Source organism: Nocardioides sp. WS12 (genome assembly GCF_014108865.1).
GTDB lineage: Bacteria > Actinomycetota > Actinomycetes > Propionibacteriales > Nocardioidaceae > Nocardioides.
In genome coordinates this window covers 2655036-2673285 of sequence record NZ_CP053928.1, presented here as the reverse complement: position 1 = coordinate 2673285, position 18250 = coordinate 2655036, and the positions used below count along the sequence as shown (strand labels likewise).

The following is an 18250-nucleotide window of genomic DNA, read 5'->3' as shown; positions in this document are numbered from 1 at the left end:
TCCATTATCGCGGTTGGCTGGAGCCGGACGACCGCACCCACGATGCGTGGAGTCGTGCGTACGGCGTGCCGGGCTGTGCTGCGAGCTCGGCATGCGTCCCGTGCTGGACGATCCGGCCCCGGTCGACGACGACCACGACGTCGGCGGCCTCGGCCGTCGACAGGCGGTGCGCGATGGTGACCGAGGTGCGTCCGCTCAACAGTCTTTCGAGCGCGCGGCCGATGCGGGTCTCCAGTTCCGGGTCGACCGAGCTGGTCGCCTCGTCGAGCACGAGGAGGTCGGGATCGGCGAGCTGCGCGCGCAGGAGCGCGACGAGTTGCCGCTCCCCCGCCGACAGCGACTCACCGCGCTGGCCGACGCGGGTCTCGACGCCGTCGGGCAGGCCCGCCAGCCAATCGCCCAGGCCGATGGCCTCGGCGGCATCGACGATGTCTTCCGTGGTGGCGCCCAGACGGCCATAGCGGACGTTGGCGGCCAGCGTGTCGTCGAAGAGGAAGCCCTCCTGCGGCACGAGGACGACGCTGCTGCGCAGCGCACTCTCCGCGATCCGGCGCAAGTCGATGCCGTCGAGCAGGACTTGCCCACGGGACGGGTCCATCAGTCGCGTCAGCAGCTTCGCGATCGTCGACTTGCCCGAACCGGTCTCCCCGACCACGGCGACCCGCTGGCCGGCAGGGACCACCAGATCGATGTCGGTCAGCACCTCGGAGCCGCCCGGGTAGGAGAAGGCGACCTGCTCGAACCGGACGTCGATCGCGCCCCTGGGCAGTGATTGACCGTCGGGACCGGCATCGACGAGGTCGGCTGGAGTGTCGAGGATGCCGATCACCCGCCGCCACCCGGCGATGGCGTTCTGCGCATCGGTCAGGATCTGCGTGCCCATCTGGACCGGGCCCACGAACAGGGTGACCAGGAACGCGAACGCCAGCACCTCACCGGCGCTGATGCCCTCGCCCCAGGCGAAGCCCTGGCCGAGCCAGATGCCGACGATGAGCACCGCCGCGTTGGCGAAACCGGCCGAGATGCCACCCAGGCTGAAGGAGAACGCCGTGAACCCCTGTGCCCGCGTACTGGCAGCCTTGTGCGCCTCGACGGCCGTGTCGATGCGCTCCTGCGTGCGAGCCTCGATCGCGTACGACTTCACGACCGTGGCGCCGACCACCGGCTCCGACACTGCCGAGAGCAGCGCGCCGACCTGGCGTCGTACCGTCCCGTAAGCGGTGGCGAGCTTGCGCTGGAAGAACCGCAGGCTCAAGAACAGCGGCGCGAAGCAGACCCACACCACCAGCGCGAGTTGCCAGCTGTAGACGACCATCACGACCGTGGCGATCAGCATCTGACCCACACTCACCACGAACAGCAGGCCACCGAACACGAGGAATTGGCTGACCTGGTCGACGTCGCTGGTGACACGGGAGACCAGCGACCCGCGACGCTCGGTGTTCTGGGTGAGCAACGGCAGGTCGTGGACGTGGCGGAACGCCTTGACCCGCAACGTGGCGAGCCCGTGCTCTGCGGTCGAGAACAGCCGGGCCGTCATGGCGTACGACGCCCAGCTGGTCACCACGATCGCGAGGCCCGCAGCCAGGGCGAGCCAGGTGGTGAACGTCGGGTCGGGCCCGTCCGGTCCGCGCAGTCCCTTGTCGATGGTCTGCTGGACCGCGATCGGCACGATCACCTGACCGACGGACGCGAGGACAGCAAGCGCAAGCGTCCAGCCGATGCCCTCCTTGAGCTCGGGCGAGTGGTGGATGCCGCGACGGATCGTTGCCCAGGCACCGATGTCCTCACCGGTACTGAGGTGCGTCTGCTCGGGTGCGCGCTCGGTGGTGCTCATCGGACAACCTCCGCCGACTCGGTCTCGTAGGCGTTGACGAGGCGCCCGTAGTCGGCGTTGCGGGCGACGAGTTCGTCATGGGTACCGCGGTCCGCGATCGCGCCGTCAGCGAGGAAGAGCACCTCGTCGGCGAGGCCGATGGTGGCCTTGCGGTAGGCGACCACCACGAGCGTCATCCCGGTGGTTGAGGTGCGAGCGTCAGCGAGCCGCGAAACCCCACCGAGTCCGGCGAGGATACGGGCTTCGACCTCCGGGTCAACGGCTGAGGTCGCGTCGTCCAGCACCATCAGGCGCGGTCGACGCACCAGTGCACGGGCCAGGGCGAGCCGCTGTCGCTGGCCGCCCGACAGGGTGGTGCCCCGCTCCCCCAACCTGGCGTCGAGGCTGTCGGGCAGGGCAGCGACGAACCCGTCCGCCTGGGCGGTGCGCAGGGCCTCCCAGACGTCGTCGTCGGAGACGTCGAGGCCGAGCGTCACGTTGCCGCGGACCGTGTCGTCGAAGAGGAACGCCGACTGCGGGACAACCGCGAGAACGCTGGCCAGACCGCCCTGTTCGAAGTCGCGGAGGTCGATCCCGTCCACACGGATCGCGCCCGCGTCGACATCGACGAGGCGGGCGAACAACGTGGTGAGGGTGCTCTTGCCCGATGCCGTCGCGCCAACGAGAGCGACCGTCCGGCCGGGTGGTACGTCGAAGGTGATGTCGCGCAGCAGCGGGCGATCGGGCTCGTATCCGAAGGCGGCGTGCTCGACCTCGAGTCGCGCACCGCCCGTCGTTTGCGGCGCCGGCCGGTCGCCGTACTCCATGGCGCCGGAGGCGTTCAGCACGGCCGCGACGCGGCGGTAGCCGACGACGCTGCGGGGGAAGTCGCCCAGGAGCCAGCCGATCGAGCGGATCGGGAAGGACACGACGGTGAGCAGGTACGCGATGGTGATGACGTCACCCGCGCCGGTCGAACCGCCGATGACACGGTGCACGCCGATGACGAGCACGAACAGCACCGCGATGTTCGGGAGTGCGGCCAGCGTCGGATCGAAGGCCGCGCGGATCCGGCCGACCCGGATGTTGGCCTCGCGGAGCTCATGGGCCTTGGCGCGGAAGCGCTCGGTCTCCTCCGGTTCGCGGCCCAACGTCTTGACGACCAGGGCGCCGTCGAAGGACTCGTGCGCGATCTCGGAGAGTTCGGCGCGCAACTGCTGCGCACGGGTGGCCCAGCCCTGGGCGAGGCGCTGGTAGACGATGTTGGTGCCGATGACGAGCGGGAACACCAGCAAGCCGATCACCGCGAGCACCAGGTCGGTCAGCAGCATCTGTACGACGGCGATCACCATCATCGCCACCGTGCCGACGGCCATCGGCAGCGGCGCGATCGGCCCCCACGCCGCCTCGACATCCGAGTTGGCGTTGGACAGCAACTCCCCCGTCGGGTGCTTCTGGTGCCACGCGAGCGGGAGCTTGAGGTACTGCCGGGTGACCGCACGGCGACTGTGCGCCTGCATCCGGTACTGCATGATGCCCGCACCGAGACGCCGCGCCACAATGCCCACTGCGCGCAGGATCGCGACCCCGACGAACAGGCCCAGCACCGCCCACAGCAGCCCGGAGCCGATCTCGCCGTCGCGGAACGCCGGCAGCACCACGTGGTCCGTGGACCAACCGAGCACCCACGCGTCCGCAACGGTCAGGGCGCCGAAGAGCAGGCTCCCAACAGTCGAGAGGGCGAAGATCCAGGGTTCGCGCTTGATGGCGACCCACAGGACGGCGAACCCGGCCGACGTCGTACCCGCACCGCTGTTCGCCGTCGCCACCCGCTCCTGCTCCCCACCTCGTCCTGCGCCTCGCAGACTGCGAGGTGCAACCAGTCACAACCTCTGGTGGGTCGGAGACTATTCCGCCTCGGGGACGCTAGACACTTCGGATCTGGGGCAAGGCGGTTGTTCCGGCACGACTGCGGCGTGCAGGCTCGTGCTGGAGAACCGCACGACGTCGTACCCGAGTCCCGTCCACGGTCAACGCCGTGAAGGTGCGATCAGCGCAATCCCAGAGCATGAGCGAGCCAGCCAAGGCATGATCGGCGAGCAGCGTCCCGGCGATGAACGCCAGCCACGGTTCGATGGCGTCGACCTTGACGTAGCCGCGCTCGTCGATCTCGAGGCAACATCCGTCCTCGCACGAGAGCCAACCGCTCGGCCCCTCAGGATGGCCGGGGGCGAGTTTCGCGAGGAATGCTGACGGTGCGTCCTCGATGGCCGAGCGGAAGCTGACCATGCTGATGGCCTGCAACAGGTCCGCTTCGTCGTTGTCCAGAGGTGGCGTGATGGCGATCGAACCGCTGATCACGAATCCGTCGGTGGCGTGGCGTGGATGCATGTGGATCTCCCGAGATCGAGCCTGTGTGGGCCAACAGACTGCATCTCGGATCCGCGGTTCGCCAGTGCCGCACGATGGCCTGTGGACAACCTCGTCGATCCAGTCGAATCGCGATCTCGATAGCGTCGGAGCCATGGACGTCGAAGAGCTCCAGTCGTACTGCCTGACCAAGCCCGGCGCCTGGCCCGACAACCCGTGGGACCACGAGTTCCCGGTGATCAAGGTCGGCGACGGCGAGCGGGCAAAGATCTTTGCCTTCCTCGGGCGCGACTCCGTCGGCGTGAAGGCGGGCGCAACCCGCGACGTCGCCGACGAATGGCTCCAGCGCTATCCCGAGGACGCATCCGTGATGGCCTACATCGGCCGCTCGGGCTGGAACGACCTCGTGCTCGCGGGCGCGATCCCCGACGACGACCTGCTCGAGGCCGTCGACGAGTCCTACCGAATGGTCGTGTCGAAGCTGCCGAAGTCGCGACGCCCCGAGGGTTGGGACGCCTGAGCCGTTCCTCCACAGGCCTCCGGGCCAAGGTGGCGAATCTCGATCGGATCGGGATAGCGTCACTCCGCGCCCTGGTCCGGGCGCGTTCCATCTCGGGAGGACCCATTGCGTACGCCTCGCACCGCCCTCGTGGCACTTCTTGCTGCCCTCACCCTGACCGGGTGCAACGGGGGCGACGATCCCGCCGATCCGATGTCCACCTGGACGCCGTCGGGAACGATCGATACGCCGAGCAGCGCTGCACCCACCGTTGATCCGCTGACCGAAGCGCCGAAGGGCGAGACGGCCAAACAGTTCATTCGGCGCTGGGTGGCTCTCAGCAATCGGATGCAGGAAACCGGCCAGACCGAAGCGTTTCTGGCTGTCGCAGGGCCCGATTGCGATTCGTGTCATGAGTACGCCGACCAGGTAGCGAAAATCTACGAGAACGACGGATACCTCACGGGCGGTACTGAGCAGATCCTGTCTCTACGCGCCGAGTCGGCAACGCAGTGGGTCGTCGTAATGAACGCTGAGCCGACCGAGTACGCGGAAGCCAAGGGAGCGGAGCCAAAGTCCTTGGCCGGCGGCAAGTACAAATCCCGCCTCTATCTGGCGCACGTCGACGGAAAGTGGATCGTTGGCGCAACAGAAGGCCTACCGCTATGAATCCCGCGGTGCGCATCGCACTGGCTTTCGCCTTGATGCCCTTCGTTGTTCTGGGGCTCCAAACACCCGCTGCAGCTGGATGCAACGGGGCCGTCAGCCTCAAGAACGTCAAACAGACGTGTTTCAAGGGCGGAGCCGCGGCTCTCCCCGCCGTGGCTGGCACCAAGGGGCCGAAGGTGTTCCTGTACCCGATGTGCGCCGTCAAAGTAGGTGCCGTGTGCGGGCGCAACCTGACGTGCACGACGGAAGCGGGCAAGCCCGGCGTCTTCTACCAGGTCACCGTCAACGGCGAGCCGTCTGGTCGCCGCTGTATCGGCGCGGCGGAGGCCAACGCTGCCGGCGCCATTACTCCCGGCCAGGTCCTCGAGGCCATGCGCCGACTCAAGTGGCCCGCTTCCCCGCTGGTCGTCCAACCGCCTAACGGGCTGACCCTCGTCAACTTCGACACGATCTTCTACACGACGGGGACTGCCCCTGTGACGCGTTCCGTCACGCTGCTGGGACAGCGGATCACGATCGAGGCGACTCCCAGCGAGTACCACTGGACCTTTGGCGACCAGGAGTCACTCAAGACAACCGACCCGGGTGCGCCGTACCCGGCCCTCGCCATCACCCACAACTACCTGCGGACCGGCACCTACGCCGTCAGTCTCGACACCACCTACTCCGGCCGCTTCCGTGTCGGCAACGGCGCGTGGCAGGACATTGCCGGCACCGTCACCGTCCAGGGCACGCCCGAGACGCTGCGCGCCATCGAGGCGACACCCAAGCTCGTCGGGTACTAAGCAATGAGGCCGTAGCGGCCGGGGCCGACCTGGACGTAGCGGGGTTCGCGCCAACCGGGTGGTGCCGGGGCGGTCGAGGTGTAGCGGTGGCCGGTCGGGGTGATGGTCTCGACCTGTTGTCGATCCCGTCGATGCCCGACCACGTGTTGTCGCCACCCGGGTGCCTGTTTCGCGTGGTTGCAGGCCTCGCACAGGCCCTGCCCGTTGTCCGTCGACGTCGCACCGCCGTGATCGGCGGGGTGGATGTGGTCGTTGTGCCTGATCGGGGCATCGCAATAGGGCGAGGCGCAGATCCCGGCACCCCGGATGGCCAGGAACTCCCCCATCGCCCGCGAATGCAGACGCTGCTTGCTGCTCATCGCGACCAACCGGCCCAGGTGGTTGCGGTACAGGCACCGGAACCACGCGATCACCTCTGCATCGGCCGCACTGGCGATCAGGTGCCGGGCGACCTCGGCCGGGATCACCTCACCGGCGACACCGTCCGCGGAGGCTTCGGCCGGGCCATGGCCACCGGCCAGCGACTCGTCGGACATCGTGATGTTCACCGTGACCGGCACCGCAGGCGCCGACTCGGGGGTGCCGGTGTCCGGCACCCCGGTGACCCGAGCCAACAACAGGTCCGACATCAGTTGTCCCAGTGACCGCGGGTCACCCGCCGCACGCGCTGCTTCGGCGTCCTTGCGCAGCGAAGCGTAGGCCGCGACGGCCTGGGCGACGGGCATCAGTCCACTGAGGTAGGCCATCGTGTCCGGCGCCGGGCGCACGGTGACGTTGCGATCAGCCTCAGCCTGACGGGCACGCTTGACCACGGCAGCGGGGTCGAGCTCGGCGACCAGGCGCTTGACCCGACCGATCAGTTCCCGGGTCCCCACACCTTCCAGCCCGGCGGGGTCGGCGCAGATCTCCTCATCGACGAACATCCGGTGCTCGACCTCCAGACACGCGGTCTCCCGGGCGATCAACATGGCCCGGAACTCACTCAGACCACCGTCACGCAGACGAGCGAGGGTGTGGGGCATCTCCGAATGCAGCACCTTCGCCAGACCCAGCAGCACCTGCCCGCGGTGGGGCGACTCGCGGCGCGCCAACGCGATCTCCGCCGCCACCCCACGACCCCGCCGAGCCACCGGCACACCCACCGCCGCCTGCGCAGAACGCCGCGTCGCGTCGTACGCCACCGCCGTCTCAGCCTGCACCGCACACGCGGCCGACTTCAGATCCTCGAGAGCACCGATCACATCGATCTGTCCCTGGGCATCCGCAGGGCCCCGCGCATCGGAGAGCCGGTCGATGAACGACCTGATCTCCTGCTCCGTGACCCGAGATGTCATGGACTCATTTTACTCGAACACCAGTTCTATTTCAATGCAGATCGCCAGATTCTGCTCTCAGCCGAGCGCTCGAATCTGCTGCGCATTCTCCCTCGACGGACCGACATCCGACACCCACGCGACATGGCCTGTGGACAACCCTCCGTTGTCCACAGGCAGAGCTCTTCGCGGTTGCGAATAGGCGATCGACCGACGCTCAGCAGGATCGTCGCGGTGCCAACGGAACACTTCACGAGGCCGGACGACGCCATGCTCTGGGGCGACCGACTGGTCGTCACGATGACCGAAGGCAGTGGCCCCCATGTCCACATCCTCGAGAACCTGGCCGAGGTCCTCAGCGTCGCGAGGTCCTAGACCTTGCCGACGTACTCGACGAGCCGCACGCTCATGTGGAACGTCGCGGTTGCGCCCTCGATGACCACGAGGAACCCGTCGGGGCCGTCACGGAAGACATTGCGGCCCTGCGGTGACCACGGGTCCGGCGGGTTGTACTCGAAGGCCGTCCGCTGGGCCGTGGCGAGGGCGAAGGCGTGATCCTCGAACTCCGTGTTGCCGATCTGGACGATCGTGGACGGCTTGGCCTGGCCCTGGTTGGAGTACTCGACGGCGACGCGCCAAGGGCCCCGTTCAGCACCGGCAGGGGACGGTGCCGAGGAAGGCTGATAGGTCTCGTAGGTCATGGCTCGACCTTGCCCGATCAGCGGACGGGTACACCCGCGTCGGCGAGCGCGCCCTTGACGTCGCTGATGCGCAGGGTGCCGAAGTGGAAGACGGTTGCCGCAAGTACGGCGTCGGCGCCGGCCTCGACGGCGGGAGCGAAGTGCTCGACGGCGCCGGCACCTCCCGAGGCGATGACAGGGATCGACACCTCCGCGCGCACGCGGCGGATCAGGTCGAGGTCGAAGCCGTCGGTGGTGCCGTCGGCGTCCATGGCGTTGAGCAGGATCTCCCCCGCGCCCAACTCGGCAGCGCGAACGGCCCACTCGATGGCGTCCAGGCCGGCGGACTTGCGGCCCCCGTGCGTGGTGACCTCGAAGCCCGAGTCGGTGCGGGTGTCGGCTCCGGAGAGGACCCGGCGCGCGTCGACGGAGAGCACCAGCACCTGGTTGCCGAAGCGCTGGGCGATCTCCTCGATCAACTGCGGCCGCTGGATCGCGGCGGTGTTGACGGCGATCTTGTCAGCGCCCGCTCGCAGCAGCCGGTCGACGTCCTCGACGGAAGAGACTCCCCCGCCGACGGTGAGCGGGATGAAGACCTGCTCGGCGGTCGCCGAGACGATCTCCATCGTCGTGGCGCGACCCTCGTGGGATGCCGAGATGTCGAGGAAGGTCAACTCGTCGGCGCCCTCCGCGTCGTACAACCGGGCGAGCTCGACGGGGTCGCCGGCGTCGCGCAACTCCTGGAAGTTCACGCCCTTGACCACACGACCCGCGTCCACGTCCAGGCACGGGATCACGCGGACGGCCAAGGTCATACGAGGCCACCCCGGGTCAGCGCGAGCGCGTCCTCGAGGGTGAACTGGCCGGTGTAGAGCGCGGTTCCTGCGATGGCGCCCTCGACGCCGATCGGCACCAACTGCATCAGGGCCGCGATGTCCTCGAGCGTGGTGACACCGCCGGAGGCAACGACCGGCTTGTCGGTCGCCGCACAGACATCCTTGAGCAACTGGAGGTTCGGCCCCTGGAGCATGCCGTCCTTGTTGACGTCGGTGACGACGTAACGGGCACAGCCCTCGGAGTCGAGGCGGGCGAGCGTCTCGTAGAGGTCTCCGCCCTCCTGCGTCCAGCCGCGGGCGGCCAGCGTGGTGCCGCGGACGTCGAGACCGATGGCCACGCGGTCGCCGTACTTCGCGATGGCCTTCGCGCACCACTCGGGCTGCTCCAGCGCGGCGGTGCCGATGTTGACCCGACGGCAGCCCGTGGCCATCGCGGCCTCGAGCGACTCGTCGTCGCGGATGCCACCACTCATCTCGACCTTGATGTCGAGCTTGCCGACGATCTCGGCCTGGAGCGCGCGGTTGTTGCCGTGACCGAACGCCGCGTCGAGGTCGACGAGGTGGATCCACTCGGCGCCGGCTTCCTGCCAGCGCAATGCGGCCTGGATCGGGTCACCGAAGGCCTTCTCCGAACCGTCGATGCCCTGCACCAACTGGACCGCCTGACCGCCCTTGATGTCGACGGCGGGAAGCATTTCCAGGTACCTGCTCTTGGCCACGCTCACAGTGATTCCACCCAGTTCCTCAGTAGTTGTGCGCCCGCATCCCCCGACTTCTCCGGGTGGAACTGCGTCGCGCACAGCGGTCCGTTCTCGACGGCCGCAACGAATCGATCAGTGGCACCGGCCGGGCCGTGCTCGGCCCAGGTCACGCGCGGCTGGTGGCTCTCGGGAGTCCGGTCGTTGGTGACCAGGGTCCAGTCCCGTACGCCGTAGGAGTGCACGAAGTAGAAGCGCTCGTCCTCGACGCCGGCGAACAATCGTGACTCTGCCGGTACGTCGACGGTGTTCCAGCCCATGTGCGGGACGATCGGCGCCTGCAACCGCTCGACGACACCGGGCCACTCACCGCAGCCCTCGGTCTCGACACCGTGCTCGATGCCGCGTGCGAAGAGGATCTGCATGCCGACACAGATGCCCAGCACCGGTCGGCCGCCGGACAGCCGCTGGCCGATGATCCGTTCGCCCCGGATCGCCCGGAGCCCGCGCATGCAGGCCTCGTAGGCCCCGACTCCGGGCACCAGCAGGCCGTCGGCCGCGAGCGCCGCGTCCACGTCGGCGGTCAGGGTGACCTCCGCGCCGGCGCGCTCGATCGCGCGCACAGCGGAACGGAGGTTGCCCGACCCGTAGTCCAGGACGACGACCGACGGTTTGCCCAGCGTCACAGAGCGCCCTTGGTCGACGGAATGCCCGTCTCCCGCGGGTCGATCGCGACGGCGTCACGGAACGCACGCGCGAACGCCTTGAACTGCGTCTCCACGATGTGGTGCGGCTCGCGGCCCGCGAGCACTCGCACGTGCAGGGCGAAGTGGCCGTGGAAGGCGATCGACTCGAAGACGTGCTGGGTCAGCGACCCGAGGTACGACACCCCGGAGCCACCGAGGGCGACGTACTGCTGGCCCTCGGGCTCGCCGGTGTGCACGCAGTACGGGCGACCGGAGACGTCGACGACGGCGTGCACGAGTGCCTCGTCGAGCGGAACGGTGGCGTCGCCGAAGCGACGGATGCCGACCTTGTCGCCGAGCGCCTCGCGCAGGGCCTGACCCAGGGCGATGGCCGTGTCCTCGACCGTGTGGTGGGCGTCGATGTGGACGTCGCCGGAGGTCTGCACCGTGAGGTCGACCAGCGCGTGCCGCGCGAACGCAGTGAGCATGTGGTCGTAGAAGCCGACGCCCGTGGAGATGTCGTGGCGGCCGGACCCGTCGAGGTTGACCTCGACGACGACCTTCGACTCGCTCGTCTGGCGCTCGATGCGCGCGATACGACTCATGACTCCACCTTCTGGATTTTCTTGGGGGTTCGATCTTCAGCCGTGCTGCTCAGGGCCTGCTTGAACGCATCCATCTCCGCCGGCGTCCCGACGGACACCCGGAGCCAGCCGTCCGGTCCGGTTTCCCGGATCAGGACACCCTGATCCAGAAGACCCTGCCAGACAGCATGACGGTCGGCGAATCGTCCGAACAACACGAAATTCGCATCCGAGTCGGCGACGTCGTACCCCTCGGCACGCAGCCAGGCGACCAACGCGTCGCGTTCGACCCGCAGTTCGTCGACCTTGCCGAGCAGTTCGGGGGCGTGGCGCAGGGCCGCCAGCGCGACGGCCTGGGTGACGGCAGAGAGGTGGTACGGCAGGCGCACCACCCGGATCGCATCGCAGATGGCCGGGTCCGCTGCGAGGTAGCCCAGTCGCAGTCCGGCGCCCGCGAAGGCCTTGCTCATCGTCCGGGTCACCACGAGATTGCGGTACGACGGCAGCAGTTCGAGCGCGCTCGGGACGCCCGTGCGGCGGAACTCGCCGTACGCCTCGTCGACGACGACGATCCCGTCATCCCCGGCGGCCTCGCACAACATGGAAACAGCCTCGGGCGGCAGGGCGGTGCCGGTCGGGTTGTTCGGGCTCGGCAGCAGGATCACGCTCGGCTGCTCGGTCTTGACCAGGTCGCGCGCGGCGTCGAGGTCGAGGGAGAAGTCCTCGGCCCGGTGTCCGGCGACCCAGCGGGTGTTGGTGTCCCGGGCGTACTCTGGATACATCGAGTACGTCGGCGCGAAGCTCACCGCCGTGCGGCCGGGCCCACCGAAGGCCTGCAGGAGCTGAAGCATGACCTCGTTGGAGCCGTTGGCCGCCCAGACCTGCTCCGGCACGATCCCGGCCGGCGTGTCCTTCGAGAGGTACGACGCCAGCGCGGTGCGCAGGTCGACGAACTCCCGGTCGGGGTACCGGTTCAGGGTCACCGACGCCTCGGCGACCGACGTCGCGATGTCGGCGATGCAGAGGGCAGACGGCCCATAGGGGTTCTCGTTGACGTTGAGCTGGACCGGCACGTCGAGCTGCGGGGCGCCGTACGGCTCGATGCCGCGGAGCTCCTCGCGCAGGGGCGGCCAGCTGGCCGGACCGGTCACGACTGCGTCCGGGCCGTGATGGCCGCACCGTGGCCCGGCAGGTCCTCGGCCTCGGCGAGGGTGACGACGTGGTCGGCGACCTCGGCCAGGCCCTCGCGGGAGTACTCGATGACGTGCATGGACTTGGTGAAGGCGCGCACCGAGAGGCCCGAGGAGTGGCAGGCGCAGCCGGCCGTCGGCAGCACGTGGTTGGAGCCGGCGCAGTAGTCGCCGAGGCTGACGGGCGAGTGCGGTCCGACGAAGATCGCGCCGGCGTTGCGGACGCGAGCGGCCCAGTCCGCGGCATTCTCGGTGTGGATCTCGAGGTGCTCGGCGGCGTAGGCGTTGACGACGTCGAGGCCCTGCTCCAGGTCGCGCACCAGCACGATGCCCGACTGCTGGCCGCGCAGCGAGGTCGTGATCCGGTCGGTGTGCTTGGTGGCCGCCACCTGCACGTCGAGCTCGGCCTCGACCTCGGCGGCGAGCCGCTCGGACGTCGTCACCAGCACGGAGGCAGCGAGCGGGTCGTGCTCGGCCTGGCTGATCAGGTCAGCCGCGACGTAGGAAGCGTCACCCGTGTCGTCCGCGAGGATCGCGATCTCGGTCGGACCGGCCTCGGAGTCGATGCCGATCTTGCCCTTGAGGATGCGCTTGGCCGTGACCACGTAGATGTTGCCGGGCCCCGTGACCAGGTCCACGCGGTCACACACGCTGGTCGAGCCTGTCGAGAGCCCGTAGGCGAACATCGCGATCGCCTGGGCGCCGCCGACGGCGTACACCTCCTCGACCCCGAGCAGGGCACACGCCGCAAGGATCGTCGGGTGCACGGATCCGCCGAACTCACGTTGCGGCGGGCTCGACAACGCGATGGACTGCACGCCGGCAATCTGCGCGGGTACGACGTTCATCAGAACACTCGAGACCAGCGGCGCCAGGCCACCGGGGACGTAGAGGCCGACCCGGCCGACCGGCACCTTGCGGTGCGTCACCCGCGCACCGGGACCGAGGTCGGTGACGGCGTCCTGCTCGAGTTCGTTCGCGCAGGTCAGGCGGAGCCGACGGATCGACTCCTCGAGCCCGGCCCGGATGTCGGGGTCGAGCTGCTCCAGCGCCGCCTTCAACGCTTCGGGCGCGACGCGGATGTCGTCGACGACCACGCCGTCGAACTTCTCGCCGAACTCGCGGATCGCGTCGAGGCCGCGGGTACGGACCTCCTCACAGATCGCATGCACCGCCGGCACGGCTGCTTCGATGTCGAAGTCGGCGCGGGGTACAGCTGCGCGATAGTCGACGTTGTCGACGTCACGCAGGTCGATGCGACGGATCAAAGACATGTGGCGATTCTACGGGCGCGGCCGCCCGCTCCCGGCCACGTCCCGGTGGTTGAGGCACTCCGGCACTAGTGTCGGGACCGTGGCCGACGAGCTTCCGATGTTCCCGCTCAACGCGGTGCTGTATCCGGGAGTCAGCATGCCGCTGCACATCTTCGAGGACCGGTACCGCGCCCTGGTGCACCACCTGCTGCGGATCGAGGACCCCGCCGAGCGTGTCTTCGGCACTGTCGCAATCCGTGAGGGCTACGAGGTCGGCGACCACGGCGCCCAGTCCCTGTTCCGGGTCGGCGTGCGCGTCCAGCTGACCGAGGTCGAGGCACACCCGGACGGAACCTTCGACATCGTCGCGGTCGGCCGGGACCGGATCCAGCTCAACCGCCTGCGCACCACCGACGCGTTCCCGCTCGGCGAGGTGACCGAACTCCCCGAGGTCGCCTCCAAGGTGCCGGGCGACATCGTGATGCAGGCCCGCGCCGTCTTCGCGGCCTACCGGCACGTGCTCCAGGACATTGCGACGGATCCGCTCGAGGGCAACCTGCCCCGTGACCCCGTCTTCCTCTCCTGGACCCTCGCGGCGTGCACGCCACTCCCCCTCGCCGAGCGTCAGGAGTTGCTGGAAGCGACCGACGCTGCGGAGCGCCTGCTGCTGGTGACCAACCTGCTTCGCTCGGAACTGCGGGTGATGAACGTGATCAGGTCGCTGCCGGCGACGGAGGTCGCGCGGACTCGTTGGTCTCCGAACTGACCGCCGCGGGCGGGCGCGAAGGCGTGAGGATGCTGACCATCACCACGAAGTAGCCGAGCAGCGCACCCACCGGCCAGATGAGGTACGGCGTCCAGCCCGCGACATGGAGGTGTCCGGGCAGGGCGTCGCCGACCTGGTGGCTCGCGACCAGGGTTGCCGGATCGGGCGGGCTGAAACTGGTGCCGACCAGGACCATCAGCGCTGCGCCGGCGGCCGCGCCCAGGACGACGGCAACCAGCCCTCCGACGGCCGTGCGGCGACACAGGATGGCGGCCACGATGCCGAGCAGCAGGGCCAGGCCGAGCCCGAGGACGACGTACGTCGCCGTACCGCCGAAGTCGCGCGCGATGCCCGGATCGAACGGGTCGGGGTACCACTTGGCACCCACCCGGGTGTCGTAGATCTTGCCCTCGGGCGCCGGCCCCCACCACGTCCACCAGAGCCAGCCACCGAGCGGGCCGAGGGCGGCGCCGAGGACGACCGGGATCACGAGGATCGGTCGCAGCGATGCCCTCAACTCAGGCACCCCGGTCCGAGGAGTTGCTTGAGGTCCGCGAAGAGGGACGGGCTGGGAGTCACTCTGAGATTGTCCCCCAGGCGCATGAGCTTGGTGGAGTCGCGGCTCAACAACTGCAGCCGCACCTCGGTCAGGCCCGGGTACGTCGCCAGGACATCCCGCAGGGACTGGACCACCGGACCGGTGCAGCGGGTGGACGGCAGGCTGATCACGACCGGCCCGTCACTGCCCTTGTCGAGATCGGGCAGGGTGACTTCCTGGCCGCGCAGTTGCGGAGTGTCGCGCTCCTTGTCGAGCTGGCCGCGGACGCGAATGATCGCGTCGTCGGTGAGGTACGGCGCGGCGAGCCGGTAGGAACTCGGGAAGAGCAGCACGTCAATGCCACCTTCGAGGTCCTCGAGGGTCACCGTGGCCCACGGGTCACCGTTCTTGGTGATCTTGCGCTGCACCGAGGTGATCAGACCAGCAACCGTCACCGTCGAGTTGTGGGGGCGGTCCTCGTCGGTGACCAGCTGGCCGATCGTGCAGTCGGTGCCCTGGGAGAGCACGTGCTCGAGGCCGAGCAGGGGGTGGTCGGAGACGTAGAGCCCCAGCATTTCGCGCTCGTGGCCGAGCAGCGTCATTTTGTCCCACTCGTCGAGGTCCGGAATCGCCACGCTGACCCCGAACCCGCCGTCACCACCGTCGTCGTCGCCCAGTCCCCCGAAGAGGGAGTCCTGGCCGATCGCCTCGTTGCGCTTGATGTCGACGTACTGGTCAACGGCCGTCTCGTGGATCGCGACCAGCGCCCGGCGCTTGTGCTTCATGTCGTCGAAGGCACCCGCCTTGATCAGCGAGTCGACGACACGCTTGTTGCACACCTGGGCGGGCGCCTTGGAAAGGAACTCGTTGAAGTCGCCGTAGCGCCCGTTCTCCTTGCGACCGGAGACGACCCCGTCGACGACGTGGGAGCCGACGTTGCGGACGGCGGTCAGACCGAACCGGATGTCACGGTCGACAGCGGTGAAGTCGTGCGCGGACTCGTTGACGTCAGGCGGCAGCACCTGGATCTTCATTCGGCGGCACTCGTTGAGGTAGATCGCCATCTTGTCCTTGTCGTCCTTCACGGACGTCAGGAGCGCTGCCATGTACTCGGTCGGGTAGTTCGCCTTGAGGTACGCAGTCCAGTACGTGATGACGCCGTACGCCGCAGAGTGCGACTTGTTGAAGGCGTAGTCAGCGAAGGGGACGAGGATCTCCCACAGCGTCTTGACGGCGGCCTGCGGGTAGCCGCGCTCGAGCATGCCGGCCTCGAAGCCGGCGTACTGCTTGTCGAGCTCTTCCTTCTTCTTCTTGCCCATGGCGCGGCGCATGTTGTCGGCGGCTCCCAGGGAGAAGCCGGCGAGCACCTGCGCGATCGCCATCACCTGCTCCTGGTAGACGATCAGGCCGTAGGTCTCCCCCAGCACCGGCTCGAGGGCCTCGGCGAGCGCAGGGTGGATCGGCTCGATCGGCTGGCGGCCGTTCTTGCGGTGCGCGTACTTGTTGTGGGAGTCCGCACCCATCGGGCCCGGACGGTAGAGCGCGCTGACGGCCGTGATGTCGGCGAACTTGTCGGGCTGCATCGAACGCAGCAGCGCGCGCATGCCGGAACCATCGAGCTGGAACACACCCAGCGTGTCGCCGCGACCCATCAGCTCATAGGTCGCCCGATCGTCGAACGGAAGCTCCTCCAGGACGACCGTCTCGTCGCGGTTGGCCTTGATGTTGATCAGGGCGTCCTCGAGCGTGCGGAGGTTGGAGAGACCCAGGAAGTCCATCTTGACCAGGCCCAGCGACTCACACATCGGGTAGTCGAACTGGGTGATCACCGCGCCGTCCTGCGGGCGAGCCATGATCGGCACGATGTCGATCAACGGCTCGCTCGACATGATCACGCCGGCCGCGTGCACGCCCCAGTTGCGGATCTGACCCTCGAGCCCGAGGGCCGTCTGGTAGATCGTGCGGACCTCGGCGTCCTGCTCGTAGAGGGCGCGGAACTCACCGGCGTCGTTGTAGCGCTTGTGGTCGGGGTTGAAGATGTCCTTCAGCGGGACGCCCTTGCCCATGACGTCGGCGGGCAGGGCCTTGGTGATCTTGTCGCCGATCGCGAATCCGTGGTCGAGCACCCGGGCCGCGTCCTTGATCGCAGCCTTCGACTTCAGCCGGCCGAAGGTGGCGATCTGGGCGACCCGCTCGGCGCCGTACTTGTCGCTGACGTAGTTGATCACCTCGCCGCGGCGGGCATCGTCGAAGTCGATGTCGAAGTCGGGCATCGAGGGGCGCTCGGGGTTGAGGAAGCGCTCGAAGAACAGGCCGTGCTCCAGGGGGCACAGGTCGGTGATTCGCAGGGCGTACGCCGCGATGGACCCCGCACCCGAACCACGACCGGGACCCACCCGGATGCCGTTGTCCTTGGACCAGCCGATGAAGTCGGCGACCACGAGGTAGTAGCCGCAGTAACCCTTGTCGGCGATGATCTGCAGCTCGAAGTTGACCCGGTCCTTGACCGCCTGGTCCAGCTTGTCCCCGGGATAACGGGCCTCGATGCCGCGCCAGACCTCCTTGCGGAACCAGGACTCCTCGGTCTCGCCGGCCGGCACGTCCGCCCGGGCCATGTAGCCGCCCGTGGACTCGGCGAACTCGACCGAGCAGCGCTCGGCGATCGCCACGGTGTTGTCGCACGCCTCGGGCATCCCGAACCGGTCGGCCCACAGTTCGCGCATCTCGGCAGCGGACTTGATGTAGTAGCCGCCGCCGTCGAACTTCAGCCGGTTGGTGTCCGAGAGACGCTTGCCCGACGCGACGCAGATCAGCGCGTCGTGGGCGTCGGCGTCGTCGGGGTTGTTGTAGTGCGAGTCGTTGGTCGCGATCGGCGGGAGGCCCAGCTCCTTGCCCAGGCGCAGCAGGTCGTCCCGAACCCGCTTCTCGATGTCGATGCCGTGATCCATCAACTCCAGGAAGACGCTGTCCTTGCCGTAGATGTCCTGCAGCTCGGCCGCCTCGCGCACGGCCTCGTCCCACTGCCCGAGCCGCAGCCGGGTCTGGATCGCGCCGCTGGGGCAGCCGGTGCTGACCATGAGGCCCTTGCTGTGCTCAGCGAGGATCTCCTTGTCCATCCGGGGCTTGAAGTAGTAGCCCTCGAGACTGGAGCGCGACGAGAGCCGGAAGAGGTTGTGCATCCCCTCGGTGTTCTCGGCCCACATCGTCATGTGGGTGTAGGCGCCGCCACCAGCGACGTCGTTGCCGCCCTCTTCGGTGCCGTCGCCCGATCTGCCCTTGCCCCACTTCACCCGGCGTCGCTCGCCGCGAGCGGTGCCCGGCGTGACGTAGGCCTCGATGCCGATGATCGGCTTGACGCCGTACTTCTTCGCCTTGGAGTAGAAGTCGTAGGCCCCGTGCAGGTTGCCGTGATCGGTCATCGCGATCGAGGTCATGCCGAGGTCGTTGACGCGCGTGAAGAGGCCGTCCAGAAGCGAGGCTCCATCCAGCATGGAGTACTCGGTGTGGACGTGCAGGTGGACGAAGTCCGATCCCCCGGAACCGACTGCCATCGGGTGTACTGACTCC

The 18250-nt window shown here is 68.3% G+C and carries 18 protein-coding genes; 5 read left to right on the top strand and 13 right to left on the bottom strand.

The genetic code is table 11. The annotated features are described in order from the left end of the window. Positions 1 to 4 precede the first annotated feature (4 nt). The 3 genes from HRC28_RS12980 to HRC28_RS12970 form a co-directional block, all read right to left on the bottom strand. A complete protein-coding gene (locus HRC28_RS12980) occupies positions 5 to 1837 on the bottom strand; it encodes an ABC transporter ATP-binding protein (RefSeq protein WP_182375935.1) in 1833 nt (610 codons plus the stop codon). Then, positions 1834 to 3645, bottom strand: coding sequence for an ABC transporter ATP-binding protein (locus HRC28_RS12975; RefSeq protein ID WP_182375934.1), 1812 nt, complete (start codon positions 3643 to 3645; stop codon positions 1834 to 1836). Before HRC28_RS12975 ends, HRC28_RS12980 begins: the two co-directional genes overlap by 4 nt. Before the next feature lie 97 nt (positions 3646 to 3742). Beyond that, positions 3743 to 4207 carry a hypothetical protein gene (locus HRC28_RS12970; protein ID WP_182375933.1) on the bottom strand — a complete coding sequence of 155 codons (465 nt, stop codon included), beginning with the start codon at positions 4205 to 4207 and terminating at the stop codon, positions 3743 to 3745. A 133-nt stretch (positions 4208 to 4340) separates the two neighbouring features. Here HRC28_RS12970 and HRC28_RS12965 point away from each other — a divergent pair, with 133 nt between their 5' ends. The 3 genes from HRC28_RS12965 (at position 4341) to HRC28_RS12955 (ending at position 6139) form a co-directional block, all read left to right on the top strand. After that, complete coding sequence (locus tag HRC28_RS12965; protein ID WP_182375932.1) at positions 4341 to 4706, top strand: MmcQ/YjbR family DNA-binding protein; 366 nt, start codon at positions 4341 to 4343, stop codon at positions 4704 to 4706. A gap of 129 nt (positions 4707 to 4835) precedes the next feature. Beyond that, positions 4836 to 5354: a DUF6318 family protein gene (locus HRC28_RS12960; protein WP_182375931.1), complete on the top strand. Its 519-nt coding sequence runs from the start codon at positions 4836 to 4838 to the stop codon at positions 5352 to 5354. Positions 5355 to 5506: 152 nt separating this feature from the next. Continuing rightward, positions 5507 to 6139, top strand: a complete 633-nt coding sequence (locus HRC28_RS12955) for a PKD domain-containing protein (RefSeq protein ID WP_182375930.1) — start codon at positions 5507 to 5509, stop codon at positions 6137 to 6139. Here HRC28_RS12955 and HRC28_RS12950 read toward each other — a convergent pair. Beyond that, positions 6136 to 7473 carry an HNH endonuclease gene (locus tag HRC28_RS12950; protein WP_182375929.1) on the bottom strand — a complete coding sequence of 446 codons (1338 nt, stop codon included), beginning with the start codon at positions 7471 to 7473 and terminating at the stop codon, positions 6136 to 6138. The genes HRC28_RS12955 and HRC28_RS12950 overlap by 4 nt on opposite strands. Positions 7474 to 7686: 213 nt before the next feature. Here HRC28_RS12950 and HRC28_RS12945 point away from each other — a divergent pair, with 213 nt between their 5' ends. After that, complete coding sequence (locus tag HRC28_RS12945; RefSeq protein WP_182375928.1) at positions 7687 to 7827, top strand: hypothetical protein; 141 nt, start codon at positions 7687 to 7689, stop codon at positions 7825 to 7827. Here the strand turns inward: HRC28_RS12945 and HRC28_RS12940 are convergent. From HRC28_RS12940 to hisD, 7 genes are read right to left on the bottom strand one after another with little or no spacing between them, the layout of a single operon-like run. Then, positions 7824 to 8153 (bottom strand): hypothetical protein, encoded by a 330-nt coding sequence (locus HRC28_RS12940; RefSeq protein WP_182375927.1) that lies wholly within the window; start codon positions 8151 to 8153, stop codon positions 7824 to 7826. The genes HRC28_RS12945 and HRC28_RS12940 overlap by 4 nt on opposite strands. 17 nt (positions 8154 to 8170) lie before the next feature. After that, the gene (gene hisF, locus HRC28_RS12935) at positions 8171 to 8947 is read right to left on the bottom strand and encodes an imidazole glycerol phosphate synthase subunit HisF (protein ID WP_182375926.1); all 777 of its coding nucleotides are present in this window, start codon (positions 8945 to 8947) and stop codon (positions 8171 to 8173) included. After that, positions 8944 to 9663 carry a bifunctional 1-(5-phosphoribosyl)-5-((5-phosphoribosylamino)methylideneamino)imidazole-4-carboxamide isomerase/phosphoribosylanthranilate isomerase PriA gene (gene priA, locus HRC28_RS12930; protein ID WP_182380630.1) on the bottom strand — a complete coding sequence of 240 codons (720 nt, stop codon included), beginning with the start codon at positions 9661 to 9663 and terminating at the stop codon, positions 8944 to 8946. The genes hisF and priA overlap by 4 nt, the downstream gene beginning before the upstream one ends. Before the next feature lie 26 nt (positions 9664 to 9689). Beyond that, positions 9690 to 10346, bottom strand: a complete 657-nt coding sequence (gene hisH, locus HRC28_RS12925; RefSeq protein WP_182380631.1) for an imidazole glycerol phosphate synthase subunit HisH — start codon at positions 10344 to 10346, stop codon at positions 9690 to 9692. 2 nt (positions 10347 to 10348) lie between these two features. Next, on the bottom strand, positions 10349 to 10957 hold the full coding sequence (hisB, locus tag HRC28_RS12920; protein WP_182375925.1) for an imidazoleglycerol-phosphate dehydratase HisB: 609 nt from the start codon (positions 10955 to 10957) through the stop codon (positions 10349 to 10351). Continuing rightward, positions 10954 to 12087, bottom strand: coding sequence for a histidinol-phosphate transaminase (locus HRC28_RS12915; protein ID WP_182375924.1), 1134 nt, complete (start codon positions 12085 to 12087; stop codon positions 10954 to 10956). The genes hisB and HRC28_RS12915 overlap by 4 nt, the downstream gene beginning before the upstream one ends. After that, positions 12084 to 13400: a histidinol dehydrogenase gene (hisD, locus tag HRC28_RS12910; protein WP_202033072.1), complete on the bottom strand. Its 1317-nt coding sequence runs from the start codon at positions 13398 to 13400 to the stop codon at positions 12084 to 12086. The genes HRC28_RS12915 and hisD overlap by 4 nt, the downstream gene beginning before the upstream one ends. 79 nt (positions 13401 to 13479) lie before the next feature. Between hisD and HRC28_RS12905 the strand changes: the two genes are divergently transcribed. After that, a complete protein-coding gene (locus HRC28_RS12905; RefSeq protein ID WP_182375923.1) occupies positions 13480 to 14145 on the top strand; it encodes an LON peptidase substrate-binding domain-containing protein in 666 nt (221 codons plus the stop codon). Here HRC28_RS12905 and HRC28_RS12900 read toward each other — a convergent pair. Then, on the bottom strand, positions 14093 to 14671 hold the full coding sequence (locus HRC28_RS12900) for a hypothetical protein (protein ID WP_182375922.1): 579 nt from the start codon (positions 14669 to 14671) through the stop codon (positions 14093 to 14095). The genes HRC28_RS12905 and HRC28_RS12900 overlap by 53 nt on opposite strands. Then, entirely contained in the window at positions 14659 to 18234 is a 3576-nt protein-coding gene (gene dnaE / locus HRC28_RS12895; RefSeq protein ID WP_182375921.1) for a DNA polymerase III subunit alpha, read from the bottom strand. Before dnaE ends, HRC28_RS12900 begins: the two co-directional genes overlap by 13 nt. Between the last annotated feature and the right edge of the window lie 16 nt (positions 18235 to 18250).

Bases quoted from the DNA above. Each gene is read 5' to 3' on its own strand.
- hisF (WP_182375926.1), bottom strand. From the start codon at position 8,947: ATGACCTTGGCCGTCCGCGTGATCCCGTGCCTGGACGTGGACGCGGGT.
- HRC28_RS12965 (WP_182375932.1), top strand. From the start codon at position 4,341: ATGGACGTCGAAGAGCTCCAGTCGTACTGCCTGACCAAGCCCGGCGCC.
- hisD (WP_202033072.1), bottom strand. From the start codon at position 13,400: ATGTCTTTGATCCGTCGCATCGACCTGCGTGACGTCGACAACGTCGAC.
- HRC28_RS12970 (WP_182375933.1), bottom strand. From the start codon at position 4,207: ATGCATCCACGCCACGCCACCGACGGATTCGTGATCAGCGGTTCGATC.
- dnaE (WP_182375921.1), bottom strand. From the start codon at position 18,234: ATGGCAGTCGGTTCCGGGGGATCGGACTTCGTCCACCTGCACGTCCAC.
- HRC28_RS12940 (WP_182375927.1), bottom strand. From the start codon at position 8,153: ATGACCTACGAGACCTATCAGCCTTCCTCGGCACCGTCCCCTGCCGGT.
- HRC28_RS12950 (WP_182375929.1), bottom strand. From the start codon at position 7,473: ATGACATCTCGGGTCACGGAGCAGGAGATCAGGTCGTTCATCGACCGG.
- priA (WP_182380630.1), bottom strand. From the start codon at position 9,663: ATGCTTCCCGCCGTCGACATCAAGGGCGGTCAGGCGGTCCAGTTGGTG.
- HRC28_RS12980 (WP_182375935.1), bottom strand. From the start codon at position 1,837: ATGAGCACCACCGAGCGCGCACCCGAGCAGACGCACCTCAGTACCGGT.
- hisB (WP_182375925.1), bottom strand. From the start codon at position 10,957: ATGAGTCGTATCGCGCGCATCGAGCGCCAGACGAGCGAGTCGAAGGTC.